Annotated in this window: 15 protein-coding genes; 3 read left to right on the top strand and 12 right to left on the bottom strand. The window is 61.2% G+C overall.

What is annotated here, in order from left to right; translation table 11 throughout:
* Window positions 1-98 precede the first annotated feature (98 nt).
* Together map and QF039_RS13885 are read right to left on the bottom strand one after the other, a co-directional pair.
* Complete coding sequence (gene map / locus QF039_RS13890; protein WP_307518886.1) at window positions 99-854, bottom strand: type I methionyl aminopeptidase; 756 nt, start codon at window positions 852-854, stop codon at window positions 99-101.
* Window positions 851-1,054: a ParD-like family protein gene (locus tag QF039_RS13885; RefSeq protein ID WP_017475587.1), complete on the bottom strand. Its 204-nt coding sequence runs from the start codon at window positions 1,052-1,054 to the stop codon at window positions 851-853. The genes map and QF039_RS13885 overlap by 4 nt, the downstream gene beginning before the upstream one ends.
* Window positions 1,055-1,312: 258 nt before the next feature.
* Here QF039_RS13885 and ilvA point away from each other — a divergent pair, with 258 nt between their 5' ends.
* Both ilvA and QF039_RS13875 read left to right on the top strand, forming a co-directional pair.
* Window positions 1,313-2,332, top strand: coding sequence for a threonine ammonia-lyase, biosynthetic (ilvA, locus tag QF039_RS13880; RefSeq protein WP_177081636.1), 1,020 nt, complete (start codon window positions 1,313-1,315; stop codon window positions 2,330-2,332).
* Between the two features lie 504 nt (window positions 2,333-2,836).
* Window positions 2,837-3,112 (top strand): DUF1652 domain-containing protein, encoded by a 276-nt coding sequence (locus tag QF039_RS13875; protein ID WP_003215295.1) that lies wholly within the window; start codon window positions 2,837-2,839, stop codon window positions 3,110-3,112.
* A gap of 162 nt (window positions 3,113-3,274) precedes the next feature.
* Here QF039_RS13875 and QF039_RS13870 read toward each other — a convergent pair whose 3' ends face one another.
* The gene (locus QF039_RS13870) at window positions 3,275-3,535 is read right to left on the bottom strand and encodes a DUF2790 domain-containing protein (protein WP_003215297.1); all 261 of its coding nucleotides are present in this window, start codon (window positions 3,533-3,535) and stop codon (window positions 3,275-3,277) included.
* Window positions 3,536-3,813: 278 nt separating this feature from the next.
* Here QF039_RS13870 and aqpZ point away from each other — a divergent pair, with 278 nt between their 5' ends.
* Window positions 3,814-4,506, top strand: coding sequence for an aquaporin Z (gene aqpZ, locus QF039_RS13865; RefSeq protein WP_177068081.1), 693 nt, complete (start codon window positions 3,814-3,816; stop codon window positions 4,504-4,506).
* Between the two features lie 2 nt (window positions 4,507-4,508).
* Here aqpZ and QF039_RS13860 read toward each other — a convergent pair whose 3' ends face one another.
* From QF039_RS13860 to QF039_RS13820, 9 genes are all read right to left on the bottom strand, one after another.
* Window positions 4,509-7,175: an autotransporter outer membrane beta-barrel domain-containing protein gene (locus QF039_RS13860; RefSeq protein ID WP_307518878.1), complete on the bottom strand. Its 2,667-nt coding sequence runs from the start codon at window positions 7,173-7,175 to the stop codon at window positions 4,509-4,511.
* 155 nt (window positions 7,176-7,330) lie between these two features.
* Window positions 7,331-8,269, bottom strand: coding sequence for a carbohydrate kinase (locus QF039_RS13855; RefSeq protein WP_307518876.1), 939 nt, complete (start codon window positions 8,267-8,269; stop codon window positions 7,331-7,333).
* Window positions 8,270-8,281: 12 nt separating this feature from the next.
* Window positions 8,282-9,763 carry a xylulokinase gene (gene xylB, locus QF039_RS13850; protein WP_307518873.1) on the bottom strand — a complete coding sequence of 494 codons (1,482 nt, stop codon included), beginning with the start codon at window positions 9,761-9,763 and terminating at the stop codon, window positions 8,282-8,284.
* 146 nt (window positions 9,764-9,909) lie between these two features.
* Window positions 9,910-11,391, bottom strand: coding sequence for a mannitol dehydrogenase family protein (locus tag QF039_RS13845; protein ID WP_177009419.1), 1,482 nt, complete (start codon window positions 11,389-11,391; stop codon window positions 9,910-9,912).
* Between the two features lie 18 nt (window positions 11,392-11,409).
* A complete protein-coding gene (locus QF039_RS13840; protein WP_003215310.1) occupies window positions 11,410-12,513 on the bottom strand; it encodes an ABC transporter ATP-binding protein in 1,104 nt (367 codons plus the stop codon).
* Between the two features lie 37 nt (window positions 12,514-12,550).
* Window positions 12,551-13,381 carry a carbohydrate ABC transporter permease gene (locus tag QF039_RS13835; RefSeq protein WP_003215312.1) on the bottom strand — a complete coding sequence of 277 codons (831 nt, stop codon included), beginning with the start codon at window positions 13,379-13,381 and terminating at the stop codon, window positions 12,551-12,553.
* A gap of 10 nt (window positions 13,382-13,391) precedes the next feature.
* Entirely contained in the window at window positions 13,392-14,318 is a 927-nt protein-coding gene (locus tag QF039_RS13830) for a carbohydrate ABC transporter permease (protein ID WP_003215314.1), read from the bottom strand.
* A gap of 195 nt (window positions 14,319-14,513) precedes the next feature.
* On the bottom strand, window positions 14,514-15,824 hold the full coding sequence (locus QF039_RS13825) for a sugar ABC transporter substrate-binding protein (protein ID WP_307518869.1): 1,311 nt from the start codon (window positions 15,822-15,824) through the stop codon (window positions 14,514-14,516).
* A 336-nt stretch (window positions 15,825-16,160) separates the two neighbouring features.
* Complete coding sequence (locus QF039_RS13820) at window positions 16,161-17,066, bottom strand: AraC family transcriptional regulator (protein WP_003215319.1); 906 nt, start codon at window positions 17,064-17,066, stop codon at window positions 16,161-16,163.
* Window positions 17,067-17,092 lie beyond the last annotated feature (26 nt).

Genomic DNA, 17,092 nt, shown 5'->3' with positions numbered 1-17,092 from the left:
GCGGGCTTGCTCGCGAAAGCGGTGGATCAGTCGCTGTAGATGGCGACTGTCACACCGCTTTCGCGAGCAAGCCCGCTCCCACAGGGGATTTGCGCCATTCAGACGTCTGGCTGCAACGTCAACACCTCAAACCCGTCCCGCGTCACCGCCACGGTATGTTCCCACTGCGCCGATAGGCTGTTATCCCGCGTCACTACCGTCCAGCCATCCTTCAAGCTGCGCACCTTGGCGCTGCCCTGGTTGAGCATCGGCTCAATGGTAAACACCATGCCTTCGCGCAGTTCCATTCCGGTACCGGGGCGGCCGAAGTGCAGGATTTGCGGTTCTTCGTGCATCTCGCGGCCGATGCCGTGCCCGCAATATTCACGCACCACGCTGTAGCCGTTGCTTTGGGCATGGCTCTGGATGGCGTAGCCGATATCCCCCAGGCGCGCGCCGGGTTTGACCTGGCGGATCCCGGCCCACATGGCCTCAAACGTCATTTCTACCAGGCGCCGGGCCTTGGGCGCGACGTTGCCGATCATGTACATCTTGCTGGAGTCGGCAATGAAACCGCCTTTTTCCAGGGTGATGTCGATATTGACGATGTCGCCATCCTTGAGCACGGCCTTGGCGCTCGGCATGCCATGGCACACCACCTCGTTGATCGAGGTGTTGATGCAGAAGGGGTAGTCGTACTGGCCCAGGCTCGCCGGCCGTGATTGCAGGTCGTTGCGGATGAAGGCTTCGACGGCGCTGTCGATCTCCAGGGTCGACTGGCCGGCGGCGACAAAGCCGTCAAGCATGGTAAACACCTGGGCCAACAGGCGGCCGGATTCGCGCATCACCGCGAGTTGTTCCGCCGTCTTGATCATTGCGCGCGCCCTCGGATCAGGTCGGGTTTGTCCAGCAACAGCTTGTTGATCAGGTCGTTATAGGCCAGGTGCGGATTGAGCTCGGCGAGCAGGCCGATCTTGATCCAGAACTCGGCCTGGGCGTTGATGGAACGGTCCATGGTGGCGCTGGCCAGACGGAGTTGTTCGTGCAATTGGTCGGTGATCTTGACGATGCCCATAAGCTTCACTGTGCAGGGTTGATATACAAAGCGTATACGTTTCGTATGCTCCCCGTAAAGCCTGGCGTTTCGCCATTGACTTGCCCGGTGACGCCGGTTAATTTTGATTCATGACATTTCAAACCTTTCGTTGCCAGCCAAGCATTATTACCGCCATTCCTCATTTGGCGGGATAGCGCTCGGCTGTACCCAAACCCGCCCTAGAGGCGGGTTTTGTTTTTCCGTCTCCAGGGCCCTGCAAACACCCAGGAGACATCCATGAGTACCCGCCCCGCGAGCCAGCCCCAGGATTCGGGATTGCTTGAGCACTACGTGAAGAAGATCCTGGCCGCCCCGGTCTACGACCTGGCGGTGCGTACGCCGTTGCAGGTGGCGCCGGCGCTGTCGGCATTGCTGGGCAATCAGATCCTGCTCAAGCGCGAAGACCTGCAACCGACCTTTTCCTTCAAGATTCGAGGCGCCTACAACAAACTGATGCAGCTCAGTGCCGAGCAAAAGGCGCGAGGCGTGATCACTGCTTCTGCGGGTAATCATGCCCAGGGCGTGGCATTGGCGGCGCGGGAGTTGGGGATCAAGGCGACGATTGTCATGCCGTGCACCACCCCGGAGTTGAAAGTGTTGGGCGTGCGCTCCCGAGGCGGCGAGGCGGTGTTGCATGGGGCCAGCTTTCCGTTTGCCCTGGCCCACGCGTTGCAACTGGCCGAGGCCACCGGCAGCACCTTTGTCTCGCCGTTCGACGACCCGGACGTGATTGCCGGGCAGGGCACCGTGGGCATGGAAGTGCTGCGTCAACAGCAGGGCCCGCTGGACGCGATCTTTGTCCCCGTGGGCGGCGGCGGATTGATCGCCGGTATCGCGGCCTACGTCAAATACCTGCGCCCCGAAGTGCGCATCGTCGGCGTCGAGCCCGAAGGCTCCAGTTGCCTGCTGGCAGCCTTGCGCGCAGGGAGCCGGGTGGTGCTGCCGAGCGTCGACAGCTTTGCCGACGGGACTGCCGTGGCCCAGATAGGCGCCCATGGTTTTGAAATCTGCCGACACCACGTGGATGAGGTGATCACCGTCAGCAATGACGAACTGTGCAGCGCCATCAAGCTGATCTACGACGATACGCGATCAATTACCGAACCTTCGGGGGCGCTGGCGGTGGCGGGTATCCGCAAGCATGTCGCGAAGACCGGGATCCAGGGACAAACATGGGTGGCGATCAACTCGGGGGCCAATATTAACTTTGATAGTTTGCGACATGTTGCCGAACGAGTGGCGGCTCAAGCAGATTAAACGTTTAATCTAATGAAAATTTAATGTTAGTCGCAGCCACCCGTTTGGAGGGTGTTTATTTCCGCTGGAAATAGTTTCGGGAAGGCGCTTGTTTTACAGTCTTTCAATTTGCATGACGCCAACCGGTGCTTATTGCAGGATGCATGAGTCGGTGGCCAGTATTTCGTTCGAATATGCCGATTTTCCTGGGCCTTGGCAGTCCATGCCCGACGGCATGTTTAATGCTTCATAAGATCCTGTTACAACTCTGAATGAGCAACAAATACCGCTGCTGATCCCCCAAACGAACGGGTTAATGGCGGTCTGCCACGTAACTTATATAAGTAACGTTGTCGCTTATGAGGAAAGGATCCAACGCAACTCTGAACGGCCTAGTAGGCTGGGTACGTGAAGCCGTCTGCCAGGGCTGGCAAGGCGCAAAAAGGTGAACGTCTCATCACGGTCGCCAGCAATAAGAATATTGATAACAATCGATTGGCAATCTCATAAAAGGAGAGGTCGGCCATGCTTTCGGATCTGGAACTACGCGGCATCATTGAAGGAAGTTTTCTGCCCAAGCGCTGTGAAGTCACCAAGGCGTCGGACGCCTCGCTGACGGTCAAGGTCTATCACGAGATCGATCATGACCGGGTCGACCTGGTGGTCACCGGCATTTGCGCCAACAAGCTCGACAGCAGTCGGGCGATCTGCAACTTGATTACCGAGTTGCGTGAAGACCTCAAGCATACCCACACCCAGGCCCCGGCCCTCAAACGAGCCGGCGCGCGTCCTTTCTATTAAACGGACGGTTGAGCTTCAGTCAGTGAAGACTTGCGGGCCTGGATAAATGCCAGGCCCAACGCCGTTTCCGTGATCCTTTCGGCCGTGAAGCGGCCGGCAAGGGTAACGCCTGGCGACCGCAGGAGCGAGCTCGCTCCCCCCTGCAACGGCGCTGCAATCACATCAGTTCTGGAAATCACACGCCTCGGACATTTTGCGATAACCCACGTCCTGGACTTTCCCTTGGCTGTCCACGAACTTGATATCGGCATTGATCACTTTGCAGACATTGGTGTCGGGTTCGTGCATGGCAAGTACCTTCTGCACATCCATCTTCTCGCCGTAGTGGTAAGGCGTGATGACGGGTGCGGTGTCAGCCTGCGCCATCCCCGTTACAGCCGTCAGGGCCAGTGCAGCGCCGAGCATTAACGTACGCAGTTTCATGGTGTTTCTCCGCAAGTCGTTCGCAGGCTCAACAACGTGATGAGCCGCGGCCGCCCTGGGCAACGGCTGGAGCCGTGCGAGTGCGGTCGATTCAACTGTCGTCCCGGGGGATTAACCATCGATTAAGTGAGGCTTTACTGACAAAAGCTTCATCTTCAGCACCGTCGATATCTCGCGCGCTTTAACCGGAAAAGTCTGATACGAGCCGGTTAACCCCGCTTGCTACCGTCGCCGCCGGGTCCATCAATCGGATGGCGTTGGCATTGGGTGGAGTTGGTTTGCAAAAGAAAATCGCAGCAGAATTTCTTGGGACGTTCTGGTTGACCTTCGGCGGGTGCGGCAGCGCGATACTGGCCGCGGCGTTTCCGGAGCTTGGGATCGGCTTCGCCGGTGTCGCCCTGGCCTTTGGCTTGACGGTGCTGACCATGGCCTACGCGGTGGGCAGTATTTCCGGTGCGCACTTCAACCCGGCGGTGACCATCGGCTTGTGGGTGGGGCGCCGGATGCCGGGGGGTGACGTGGTGCCGTACATCATTGCCCAGGTGGCTGGTGCGATTGTCGCCGCCGCCGTGTTGGCGCTGATCGCCAGTGGCCGTCCGGGGTTTGAAGTGGGTGCTTTCGCCGCCAACGGCTATGGCCAGTTGAGCCCCGGGCAGTACAGCCTGCTGGCCGCGTTGGTGGTCGAGGCGGTGGCGACGTTCTTTTTTGTGTTCATCATCATGCGTGTCACCGGCCCGGGTTCGGCGGTCGGGTTTGCACCGATTGCCATTGGCCTGACCCTGACGCTGATTCACCTGGTGGCCATCCCCGTCACCAACACCTCGGTCAACCCGGCGCGCAGCACCGGGCCGGCATTGTTTGCCGGCGGGGAATACCTGATGCAGTTGTGGCTATTCTGGGCGGCACCGATAGCGGGTGCGGTGGTGGGCGCCATCGTTGCCCGCGCGGTTACCTGCCCCCGGGAGGCGTGAGCCTACCAGCTCATGCGTACCCCGGCGTTACCGCTGAAACCCTCCAGCGTGTTGCTGTCCAGTTGGGTGTTGTAGTCCGCCGCCAGGTACACGCTGACGGTGGACGACAACTTGGCGACAACGCCCACACCGAGGTCGGCAGTGGATGACTTGTGATCGGTTTTAATCCGGTCCACGTCGTCGTAGGTCACCGTGTCACTGCCACCGAAGGTGCGCCAGGCGTTGGCTCGCAAATACGGTTCGATCGGGGTGTTCTGCACCAGGTAACGCCCCTTCAGGCGTGCACCGAGGCGGCCGGTCCAGTAGTCCTGGGAGTCGAATGAAACCTTGGAGATGCCGTCATTCTGGTGGTCCATGTCAATCTGCTGGTTGATCACCTGCACCTGGGGTTCCACCACCCAGTGTTCGGAGACGGTAATCGGGTAGCCGGCTTCCGCCGAGAGGGCCAGGGCGTGGCCCTTGTTGTCGATCTTCACGTCACGGTCGGACTTGCTGTCACCGTCGAAGCGCGTGCCCATGGCCACCAGGTCAACGTACCAGCCCTTGGGATCGGTGAGGGTCCAGTAGGCGCCGAAGTTATCGCCATCCAGCTTGATCCGCCCGGAGCGGTTGTCCTGGAAGCCCATTGAAAAGCCCTTGATGTCACCTTGCAGGCGGCTTTGGCCGATGAACAGGCCGAAACGCTGGAGCTGTCCGCCGCTGGTCTCGGAGGCGTAGAGGTCATGGCCCACTTGATAGCCCTTGATGGAACCGTCGAAGCTCGGCGATACCGTACCCGACCAGCTCTTGTTGAAGTCACTGCCATAGGCACGGCCCCAGCCCGCCGGAACCGGTCCGGTCTCGCTGAGCAGGCTTTGTTCGCCCTGGCGGTCATGGAAGGTGCCGAGGGCTTGCAGGGTCATCAACTGCGCGGCCGGGACGACCACCGAGTACACCGGCACCTCCAGGCGATACAACGGAATCGGCTCGGCCCCGGCGATGGCGGCAGGCAACACCGGGTTGCTCGCTGCCGACTCCGGCGAGGTGGCAGCCGCGACCTGGCTGGGCGGTGGAGCAGGGGGCTCGACCGGGGCGACGGGTTGCGAGGTCGGTGGCTCCACGGGCGGTTCATCCGGCGCGACCACGGGCGGCACTGGCGGAATCGGCGGCACGGGAACCACCACCGGTGGCGTCGGCGGGACAGGTGGCACCACCGGTGGCTGCACGGCGACCACCGACGAACGCAAGTACCAGTTATTTTCCGTGCCGGCAGTGACACCCCCTTTGAACAGCAGATACTCATAAGCTCCGGCGGATACCGAGCCTTTCAGGGCAAATGCATCGGTGCTGCTGGTGGCGCCGTTGAGGGCTTGCACCACTTCGATCCCGCTGTTTTGTGTGAGACCGCCCAGGCCGCCGAGATTGCTCACGGTCATTTGTGTGTGCCCGCTGATGGTCCCGTCAGACACTACCAGTTTGTCGGTGGCCGAGTTCTCGTCGCCCAGCACGGTTTGCAACCAAAGCTGCCCATTGTTGCCGACGTAGTTGCCGTACACCGTCAACGTATCGGTGGCGCTGTTGCTGCGGCTGGTCATGTCGATGGTGCCGGCATTATTCAGGGTGGCCAGTGCGCCTGCGGTGTAGGGGCGGATACTGCCTTGCGTCACGCCCAGGGTGCTGCTGCCATCGATGTTGAAGGTGCCGGTATTGCTGGCACTGTCGCCGAGGAAAAAGTCGCCGGCCAGGTCGAAACGCGCATTGTTGTTGAGGTTGACCGTTTCCCAGCCGATATAGCGCGCGGCTGTGCTGGAAGTGGTGTTGTCGAAGGTCAGTTGGTCGTTGCCCAGGCCGCCGTCAATCGAAGGCGTCGTGCCGAGCAGGTTTTCGTCGAGGCCGCTGAGCAGTGCGGTGTCATCGCCATCGCCCATCAGCACCGCGGACTTGATCTGGCCGCCATTGAGCCAGTTGAGTGTGTCGTTGCCGACACTGGCGCGGATCTCGCCGTTGATCACGCCGCCACTGACGGTAATGCTGTCGTTGCCGCCACTGGTGCTGATATTGCCGCCGATGCTGCCGCCGGAGACGATGATGGTATCCGTGCCGAAGCCGGTCACCAGGTTGCCGAGGATCGACCCGCCGGACATGTCGTAGATGTTGTTGTCGAGCTTCATGTCGACCCGGCCGATGGTGCCTGCGGTTTGCCGGGCCACGTCGCCATCCTCGAAGGCGCCGACGATGGTGCCGCCGGTCATCAGGAACGTGTCGCGGCCATCGCCCTGGGCCAGGGACTGGATCTGCCCGCCGCTCATCACGAAATCATCGATGCCGTTGCCCTGGGAAACCGCACCGGTCACGGTGCCGGCGCTGATCTGGAAGCGATCGGCACCGTCGCCCTGGGTGATACTCCCGACAATGCGCCCGGAATTGATGTCGACGAAATCAGTGCCGGCGCCGAAAGTGATATTGCCGTTGATGGTGCCCGTGCCGCCTGCGGGCAGGGTCAGGGTGTTATTGCCGGCAAGGTCCGTAAGCCCAGTCGGACTGCTCCCGCTGTCGCAGGTGTAGGCATCGTTGCCAGGACCCGGGGTGAGCACGCAAGCCGCCAGGACTTGTTGGGGGGCCAGGTAATGCAGTGAGAGGATGCCGACAGCCAACACGGCGCGAGACTGAAAAGTCCGTTTATTGCGCATGGATCTGCCCTGTTTTTGTTATAGAAACTGCACATGTTTCTTGGGTCTAGTACAGTTTTTTACACAATGCAGGATTTTCGGACAGATAACCGCAGGGCTGTAAGCCACGTGATACGTGGCTTACATAGTGACATATTGATTTCTACCGTGTTTTTTCAGTCCAACTGACGACGATAGGGCAGGTCCGGCCCGGTCTTGCTGCAGGTGAGTGCCGCAGCGCGGATAGCGAAGGTGAGCATGCTGCTAATCTGATCGCGGGACAGCTGTTGCAGGCCCTCCACCGAGTCCAGTTGCTGCTCGGTCAGCCAGGCAATCAACGCGGCCTGGAAGGTATCGCCAGCACCAACCGTGTCCGCCATGACCACCTTGACCGCTGGCGCCGACCAGCTGCCGTGCTGGCGGCTGAACACCGTGGCGCCGTCGCCGCCGCGGGTCAGGAACACCAGCTGGCAACGGTGCTGCAACCAGCCTTGCAGGACGCTTTCCGGGGTTTGGCCGGGGTAGAGCAGGTGCAGGTCTTCGTCACTGACCTTGATCAGGTCGGCATGCTTGACCAGCTCGGCCACACGGGCGCGCCACAGCTCGATGTTCGGCTCCGGGTTCAGGCGTACGTTGGGGTCGAGGCTGATCAGGCGCTTGCCGCTTTCCCGGCGTACCAGGGCCAGCAACGTGTCGGCAATCGGCTGCACCACCAGTGAGAACGAGCCGATGTGTACGCCACGCACTTCGTCGCCCAACGCCGGTAGATGCTCAAGTTGCAACTGGCGGTCGGCGCAACCTTCACCGCGAAAGCTGTATTGCGGTGAGCCATTGGCACCCACTGCGACCATTGCCAGGGTGGTGGGCGCTGAGAATTCCACGAGGTAATCCTCGCCCACGCCTTCGTCCTTGAGCACCTGCAACAGGCGTCGGCCCAGGTAGTCGTCGGAGATCCCGGCGAAAAAGCCCGCGTCGATTCCCAGTCGACGCAAGCCTACCGCGACGTTGAACGGCGAGCCGCCGGCAATCGCCTTGTAATTGACCCTGGATGCCTTGCCGCTGGCATCGTCCTCGCTGAAAAAATCAAACAGCGCTTCGCCACATACCAAATACATATTCGTTCGCTCTTAAAGGGATGCCACGTGCTGTTGATAACGCTCATAAGCCTGCTGGTAGGCGCTCACGCTGCCGGCATCCGGCAGTGTGCGGCTGGCTGCGTCGACGCTCACGCAGCGCTGGCACAACTGCGCCAGGCTTTCACCGGACTGGCACCACGCGGCCTGGATTGCCGCACCCAGGGCTGCGGCTTCGCTTTGTTCGGTGCAGACCACTTCGGTGTTCATGATATCCGCGACCATCTGCCGCCACACCGGGCTTTTCGAGCCGCCACCGATCAGGCGGATACTCTGGCTTTGCAGGCCGGTCTGGCGCAGCAGGTCCAGGCCATAGCGCAAGCCGAAGGTAGTGCCTTCGACCACGGCGCGGCACAGGTTGGCGCGGGTCAGATTGGTCATCGTCAGGCCGTGCAGGCTGCCGGTGGCGTGGGGCAGGGCGGGCACCCGCTCGCCATTGAGGAACGGCAGCATGCTCACGCCGTCTGCGCCGATCGGTGCCTGGGCCACCAACCCGTTGAACGCGGCCAGGTCCAGGTCGAACAGCTCGCGGATGACCCCGGTGGCGTTGGTCAGGTTCATGGTGCAGATCAACGGCAGCCAGCCGCCGCTGGATGAACAGAAAGTCGCCACCGACGCCTGCGGGCTGACATTGGCCTGATCGGCAAAGGCATACACGGTACCGGATGAACCCAGGCTCATGGTGATCACGCCGGGGGCGATATTGCCGGTGCCGATAGCGCCCATCATGTTGTCGCCGCCGCCGCTGGACACCCGGGCGTTCGGGTTGATGCCCAGGCGCTCGGCGATGGCTGGCAGGAGGGTGCCCACTGGCTGGTTGGCCTCGATCAACTCGGGCAGCGCAGCTTCCAGGCGCCCGTCGGGATCGATGTGGCGCAACAGTGCCAGGTCCCATTCACGGGTGCGCACGTTGAAATAGCCGGTGCCGGAGGCATCGCCGTATTCGGCGCAGGCGCGGCCGGTGAGCCAGTAGTTGAGGTAGTCGTGGGGCAGCAGGATATGCGCGATGCGCGCGAACACCTCCGGGTGCTGTTCGCGGGTCCACAGCAGCTTGGACACGGTGTAGCCCGGCGCGATGGCCACGCCGAGGCGCTCCAGGGAGCCGCTTTCACCGCCCAGGTGTTGCAGCAGGCGATCATTTTCCGGCGCGGTTTCGGTGTCGCACCACAGCTTGGCGGGGCGCAGCACCTGGCCTTGGTCATCCAGCAACACCAGGCCGTGTTGCTGGCCGGAAACGCCGATGGCGAGGATATCCTGGCCGTCCACCCCGGCCTGTTGCAAGGCGCGGTGAGTGGCTTCGGTAAACGCGTCCAGCCACTCCTGGGTGTGCTGTTCGCGGCGGCCATTGGCACCGCTGATCAGCGTGTGGCTGGCGGCGCCCAGGCCCAGGACTTTGCCGCTGCTGGCGTCCAGCACGATGGCCTTGGTGCCCTGGGTGCCGCAGTCGATGCCGAGGTAGAGGTTTTGCTGGGTCATGGTAGGTCGCTCAGCACATTAGGGATGTGGAATGCGATCAATGTGGGAGCTGGCTTGCCTGCGATGGCGCCTGTTCAGTCGGTAATGGTGTAACTGATACACCGCTATCGCAGGCAAGCCAGCTCCCACAGTTTGATTCGGTTCCGTCAGTTGAGATTGGCGAGCAGCCGCTCCAGCGTTTTGCTCACACCCACATCCTGCAGGCTCTCGAAGCACCGCTCAAACGCTGCCACAAACTCGGGCGAGTTGGGAATAGCCGTACCAAAAATCTCTTCCACCCCCAGCAGTCGCTTGCTGATCAACGCATCTTCCGTGACCAGCCCCTGGCAAAACTCGGCGCGAGGGTCTGGAATGCGGTAGATCACCCCATTCTCATCCACGCCTTTCAAGTACAGCGCCCAGGCCGCCACCACCAGCGCGGCACGTTCAGTCTCGCGACCATCGGCAATCAGGCGGTTGATGGTCGGTACGGTGAACTTGGGAAACTTCGACGAACCATCGGAACACACGCGCTCCAGCTGGTCGGCAATCGCCTGGTTGGAAAAGCGGTCCACCAGGGTCTGCTTGTATTCGGTCAGGTCGATACCCGGTACCGGCGCCAGGTTGGGCGTGACGTCCAGGTCCATGTAGGCGCGCATGTAGGCCACGAACAACGGGTCGTTCATGGTCTCGTGGACGAAGCGATAGCCCTTCAGGAAGCCCAGGTACGTCAATGCCAGGTGGCTGCCGTTGAGCAGGCCGATCTTCATCTCTTCATACGGTGTCACGTCATCGGTGAACTGCACGCCCACCGTCTCCCACGCGGGGCGGCCGTTGACGAACTTGTCTTCCAGCACCCATTGCACAAACGGCTCGCAGACCACCGGCCAGGCGTCGTCGATGCCGTGATCGTCATGCAGTTGCAGGCGGTGCGCGGTGCTGGTCATTGGCGTGATGCGGTCGACCATCGCATTCGGGAAGCTCACGTTGGCCTTGATCCACTCGTGCAGGCCAGCGTCATGCAGCGCGGCGAAGGCCAGCAACGCCTTGCGAGTCACGGCGCCGTTGTGGGGCAGGTTATCGCAGGACATCACGGTAAATGCCGGCACCCCGGCGGCCCGGCGCTGGGTCAACGCCGCGCAGATAAACCCGAACACGGTTTTCGGCGAGCCCGGGTTGGCCAGGTCATGCTGGATCTGCGGCAGGTGGGCCATGAACTCGCCGTTGCTGTCGTCGATGCAGTAGCCGCCTTCGGTGATGGTCAGCGAGACGATGCGAATCTGCGGGCTGGCCAGCTTGTCGATCAACGCCTGGGCGCCGTCTTCGGCCAGCAGCATGTCGCTGATGGAGCCGATCACGCGCACTTCGGTGTCGTCGGTGTCGCCCAGTTCATACAGGGTGAACAGGTAGTCCTGGCCGGCCAGGTCGTCCCGCGCCTTGCGGTCTTCAGCCCGCAGGCCCACGCCGCAAATGCTCCAGTCCAGGCCCACGCCGGTATTCATCAAGGCATCGGTGTAATACGCCTGGTGGGCGCGGTGAAACCCGCCAACGCCGATGTGCGCGATGCCCTGGCTGGTATTGGCAATCGCATAGGCCGGCAGTTGCACTTCGGGCGCCAGTTGCGTGAGGTTTTGCTTGTTCAGTTTCATCGGGAAATTCTCGCGAAATCAGGCGGCGGCGCGCAGTGGGCGGGCCACGGCAACACCCTCAGCGTCGAACAGATGGCATTGGGTCGGGTCCAGGTACAGCTGCAGGGTCTCGCCATACTGGCTGGCCATGTCGCCACGGATCCGCAGGGTCAACGGCTCCTTGCTGGCGGTAATCACATGGCAGAAGGTGTCGCTGCCGAGGCGCTCGCCGACGTCGGCGGTGACGGTCAGGGTGGCTTGCCCTGGCGCGGCGATTTCCAGGTGCTCCGGGCGAATGCCCAGGGTCACGGCGCTGCCGACGCTCAAGGTTGCGCTGCTCAGGGGCAGGCTGATGCGGCCGCCGGCGTCCAGTTCGACTTCGCAGCTCTGTGGGTCAACGCGAGTGACCTTGCCCTTGAGGAAACCCATTTTCGGCGTGCCCAAAAAGCCTGCGACAAACAGGTTGGCCGGCTGGTGATACAGCTCCAGCGGCGAGCCCACCTGTTCCACGCGGCCGCTGTTGAGTACGACAACCTTGTCGGCCAGGGTCATGGCTTCAACCTGGTCGTGGGTCACGTAGATCATCGTGGCTTGCAGCTCTTTATGCAGGCGCGACAGCTCCAGGCGCATCTGCACGCGCAGGGCGGCATCGAGGTTGGACAGGGGTTCGTCGAACAGGAAGATCTTCGGGTTACGCACAATCGCACGGCCAATGGCGACACGCTGGCGCTGGCCGCCGGACAACTGCTTTGGCTTGCGCTCAAGCAAAGGGCCCAGCTCCAGGATACGTGCTGCTTCGTTGACCTTGCTCTCGACAATCTTCTTGTCGACGCCGGCCAGGTCCAGGGCAAACGACATGTTCTTGCGCACGCTCATGTGCGGGTACAGGGCGTAGGTCTGGAACACCATCGCCAGGTCGCGCTTGGCCGGGGTGACCTCGGTGATGTCGCGGCCATCCAGCTCGATGGTGCCTTCGGTGACTTCTTCCAGGCCGGCAATCAGGCGCAGCAGGGTGGATTTGCCGCAGCCCGACGGGCCGACGAACACCACGAATTCCTTGTCGTTCACCTCAAGGTCGATGCCCTTGATGATGGAGAAGCCTTCGAAGCCTTTTTGCAGATTCTTGATTTTCAGGTTGGCCATGATGGGCCTCCGCTTCTAAATATTTTTGAAGGAGCCGTTACTTCACGGCGCCGAAGGACAAACCGCGGACCAGCTGTTTCTGGCTGATCCAGCCAAAGATCAGGATCGGCGCACAGGCCAGGGTCGACACGGCAGACAATTTGGCCCAGAACAAGCCTTCGGGGCTGGAGTAGGAGGCGATCAGCGCGGTGAGCGGCGCGGCATTGGACGAGGTCAGGTTCAGCGACCAGAACGCCTCGTTCCAGCACAGGATCAGCGACAGCAGCACCGTGGAAGCCAGGCCGCCCTTGGCGATCGGCAGCAGCACCCGGACCATTTCCTGCCACAGGGTGGCGCCGTCCAGGCGGGCGGCTTCGAGGATGTCCTTGGGGATGTCCTTGAAGTAGGTGTAAACCATCCAGACCACGATCGGCAGGTTGATCAGGGTGTAGATGATGATCAGCGCAATGCGCGTATCCAGCAGGCCGAAGCTCTTGGCCAGCAGGTAGATCGGCATCAGTACGCCCACCGGCGGCAGCATCTTGGTGGAGAGCATCCACAGCAGCGTGCCCTTGGTGCGCTTGGTCTCGTAGAACGCCATGGAGTAGGCGGCCGGTACCGAGATCAGCAGGCACAGGGCGGTGGCGCTGAAGGAAATCAGTACCGAGTTCCAGGCGTAGCTGAAGTAGTTGCTGCGCTCGTTGATGTGCAGGTAGTTCTCCAGCGTCGGCGTGAAGATGAACTGCGGCGGCGTGGCGAACGCGTCGATTTCGGTCTTGAAGCTGGTCAACACCATCCAGAAGATCGGGAAGAAAATCAGGATCGCGATGGCCCAGGCCAGGGTGCCGAGCAGTACGCTTTGCAGGCGGCGGGATTGTTGAAGCGTCATGGCGCGGCCCTCAAGGCTTGTCAGTCAGGTTTTTGCCGATCATCCGCACCAGGATGATCGCCGCGATATTGGCGATGACCACGGCAATCAAGCCGCCGGCCGAGGCCATGCCCACGTCGAACTGCACCAGCGCCTGGTTGTAGATCAGGTAGGCGAGGTTGGTCGAGGCGTAGCCGGGGCCACCGTTGGTGGTGGTGAAGATTTCGGCGAACACCGAGAGCAGGAAGATCGTTTCGATCATCACCACCACGGCAATCGGACGTGCCAGGTGCGGCAGGGTCAGGTGCCAGAAGATCGCGATGGCGCCGGCACCGTCGAGGCGGGCGGCTTCCTTCTGTTCCTGGTCGAGGGACTGCATGGCGGTCATCAGCAGCAGGATCGCGAAGGGCAGCCACTGCCAGGACACGATGATAATGATCGACAGCAACGGGTAATGGGCCAGCCAGTCCACCGGCTGGGCGCCGAACAGCTTCCACACGTAGGCGAGGATCCCCGACACCGGATGGAAAATCAGGTTCTTCCAGATCAGCGCACCGACGGTGGGCATGATGAAGAACGGTGAAATCAGCAACACCCGCACCAGGCCGCGACCGAAGAACTCGCTGGCTTCCAGCAGGGCGCTGATCAATACGCCAAACACCACGCTGATCAGCAATACGCTGCCCACCAGCAACAGGGTGTTGGTGGCGCCGGGCAGGAAGCCCGAGTCGGTGATGAAGTAGGTGAAGTTCTCCAGCCCCACGAATTGGTTTTCGCCGGGGTAGAGCAGGTTGTAGCGAATCAGCGAGAAGTACAGGGTCATGCCCAGCGGCACGATCATCCACAGCAGCAACAAGGCCACCGAGGGGCTGACGAGGAACCAGCCGGGGTTGATCAGGCGGCTTTTACGCGGCTTGTCCGGCGTAGCGGTTTGCACTTGGGCAGTGGTGGTATTCATGGTGATCAGGACCAGTCAGGTACATGCAGAGCGAGAGTCGAAGCGCGGTCAATGTGGGAGCTGGCTTGTGTGGGAGCTGGCTTGCCTGCGATGGCATCCCCCGGTTTAACTGACAGACCGAGGTGTCTGCATCGCAGGCAAGCCAGCTCCCACCAAGAGCCTCCCACATAAAGCATTTACGGTGGTGTGCCCGCTTTACTTGGGATAACCGGCCCGCTTCATTTCGCGTTCGGTGAAGGTCTGTGCATCCGCCAGGGCTTTTTCGGCAGTGGAGCCACCGGTCAGTGCGCTGGAGAAGAACTTGCCGACCTGGGTACCAATCGCCTGGAATTCAGGAATGGTCACCAGCTGGATGCCCACATACGGCACCGGCTTGGCCGACGGGTCTTTCGGGTCGGCGACTTTCAGCGATTCCAGCGTCACCTTGGCAAACGGCGCGGCCTTCATGTATTCGTCGCTGTAGGTCGATTTGCGGGTGCCTGGCGGTACGTTGGCAATCCCGTCGGTCTTGGCGACCAACTGGCTGTATTCCTTGGAAGTGGCCCAGGTGGTGAACACCTTGGCAGCGTCCTTGGCTTTGGAACTGGTTGGAATCCCCAGGGACCAGGAGTACAGCCACGAAGTACCTTTGTCGGTCTTCTCGTGCGGTGCGAAGGTGAAGCCGACGTGGTCAGCCACTTTGCTTTGGGTCTTGTCGGTCACGAACGAGCCGGCGACGCTGGCGTCGACCCAGATCGCGCACTTGCCGCTGTTGAACAGCGCCAGGTTTTCGTTGAAACCGTTGCTGGAAGCGCCCGGCGGGCCGGATTTCTTCATGTTGTCGACGTAGAAGTTCAGTGCGTCTTTCCACTCTGGCCCGTTGAATTCCGGTTGCCACTTCTCATCGAACCAGCGTGCACCGTAGCCGTTGGCCAGGGTGGTGATCAGCGCCATGTTCTCGCCCCAACCAGCCTTGCCCCGCAGGCACAGGCCGTACTGCTCTTTGTCCTTGTTGGTGAGTTTGGCGGCGAATTCGCCGATCTGGGTCCAGGTCGGGTGCTCGGGCATGGTCAGCCCGGCGTCCTTGAACAGGTCGGTGCGGTAGTAGGTGATGGAGCTTTCGGCGTAGAACGGCAGGGCGTACAGCGAGCCCTTGACGGAAAGGCCGTCACGCACGGACGGGAAAACGTCGTCCAGATCGTAGGAAGCAGGCAGGTCCTTCATCGGTTCCAGCCAGCCTTTGGCGCCCCAGAGTGCAGCTTCGTACATGCCGATGGTCAACACGTCGAACTGTCCGCCCTGGGTGGCGATGTCGGTGGTGAGGCGTTGGCGCAGGACGTTTTCTTCGAGTACCACCCAGTTCAGCTTGATCTCCGGATGCCCGGTCTCGAAGGTTTTCGAGAGCTTTTGCATGCGGATCATGTCGCTGTTGTTGACGGTGGCAATGGTCAGGGTTTGCGCGCCAAGACTGACGGCGCTGAGGGTCATGCAGGTGCAGGCAAGCAGAGCTTTGGCTGTGAACTTCATCGCGCACTCCATTTCTGCGCCCAGGGGCTGCAGAAGGACAGTTATTGTTGTTGTGTCTTCCACGACAGCTGGAAGAGTGTGCGTTGATTACAGCCTTCAATTGACGTGCTGACAAATCCTTGGGAGCACTTTTACTGATACTTTTTTGCACTGCAGCGGAAAATTGCTGAAACGATTCGCTGGGAGCGATCGCCTTCCTGCGTGAGCGCGATGCAAATGTGGGAGCGGGCTTGCTCGCGAAGGCGGTGAATCAGCCGACATTTGCGCTGCCTGACACACTGCATTCGCGAGCAAGCCCGCTCCCACACAAGCGGGTTCCCACAGGAACGCGCGTTTTCAGGCCAGGTTCTGCTCGGTTAACCGCTGCACCGCCAGGCGCCGGTAGTGCGAGGGGGTCATGCCCTTGAGCTGCTGGAAGCGGCGGTTGAAATTGGAGATGTTGTTGAAGCCTGACTCGAAGCACACATCGGTCACGGCTTTGTCACCATCGGCCAGCAGCTCGCAGGACTTGCTGATACGCAGGCGGTTGACGAATTCGATGAAGGTGCGGCCGGTGGCTTGTTTGAACACGCGGGAGAAATAGGTGGGTTTCATGCCGAGGTATTCGGCCACCTCTTCCAGGGACAGCTCCCGCGCGTAGTGGGCAAAAATGTAGTCCACCGCGCGGTTGGTGCGGTCGATGCTGTGTTCGTCCGCCAATTGCGGCGTGGTCACGCCGGAGAGCAGCTGGTAGTCCTCGCAGGCACTCAGCACTTCCATCAGGATGAAGAAGTGCCCCAGGCGCGCCATGCCCTGGGCGTCCTCGATGCGCTGCATCAGGGTCATGGCCTGTGCGATGGTCTTCTTGCAGCGAAATTCGATGCCGTATTGCGCCCGTTCCAGCAGTGGCGCCAGGGTCTTGAGCTCGGCAAAGACATGGCTGCCGCCGTCGAACAGCTCGTCGGTGAAGTTCACCAGCATGTCGCGCTTGGGCACCACTTCGTCCTCGGCCACCTGGCTGATCCAGTTATGGGGCAGGTTGGGGCCGGTGAGGAACAGGCTTTCCGGGTAGAAGTTGCCGATGTAGTCGCCGATAAACACCTTGCCGGAGCTGGCAACGATCAGGTGCAGCTCGTATTCCTTGTGGAAATGCCAGCGCACCAACGGGCACGGGAAGCCGTGTTGGCGATAGATGATGGACAGACCGTTGTGATCGTCCATCAGCTCGTAGGAAGGATCGGTGATTCTCGCTGCTCGGGTCATGCTGCAGTCGCTTTATTGTGGTTGCG

The sequence above is a fragment of the Pseudomonas sp. W2I6 genome (assembly GCF_030815935.1).
Taxonomy (GTDB): domain Bacteria; phylum Pseudomonadota; class Gammaproteobacteria; order Pseudomonadales; family Pseudomonadaceae; genus Aquipseudomonas.
This window is presented reverse-complemented; position numbering and strand designations above follow the sequence as displayed.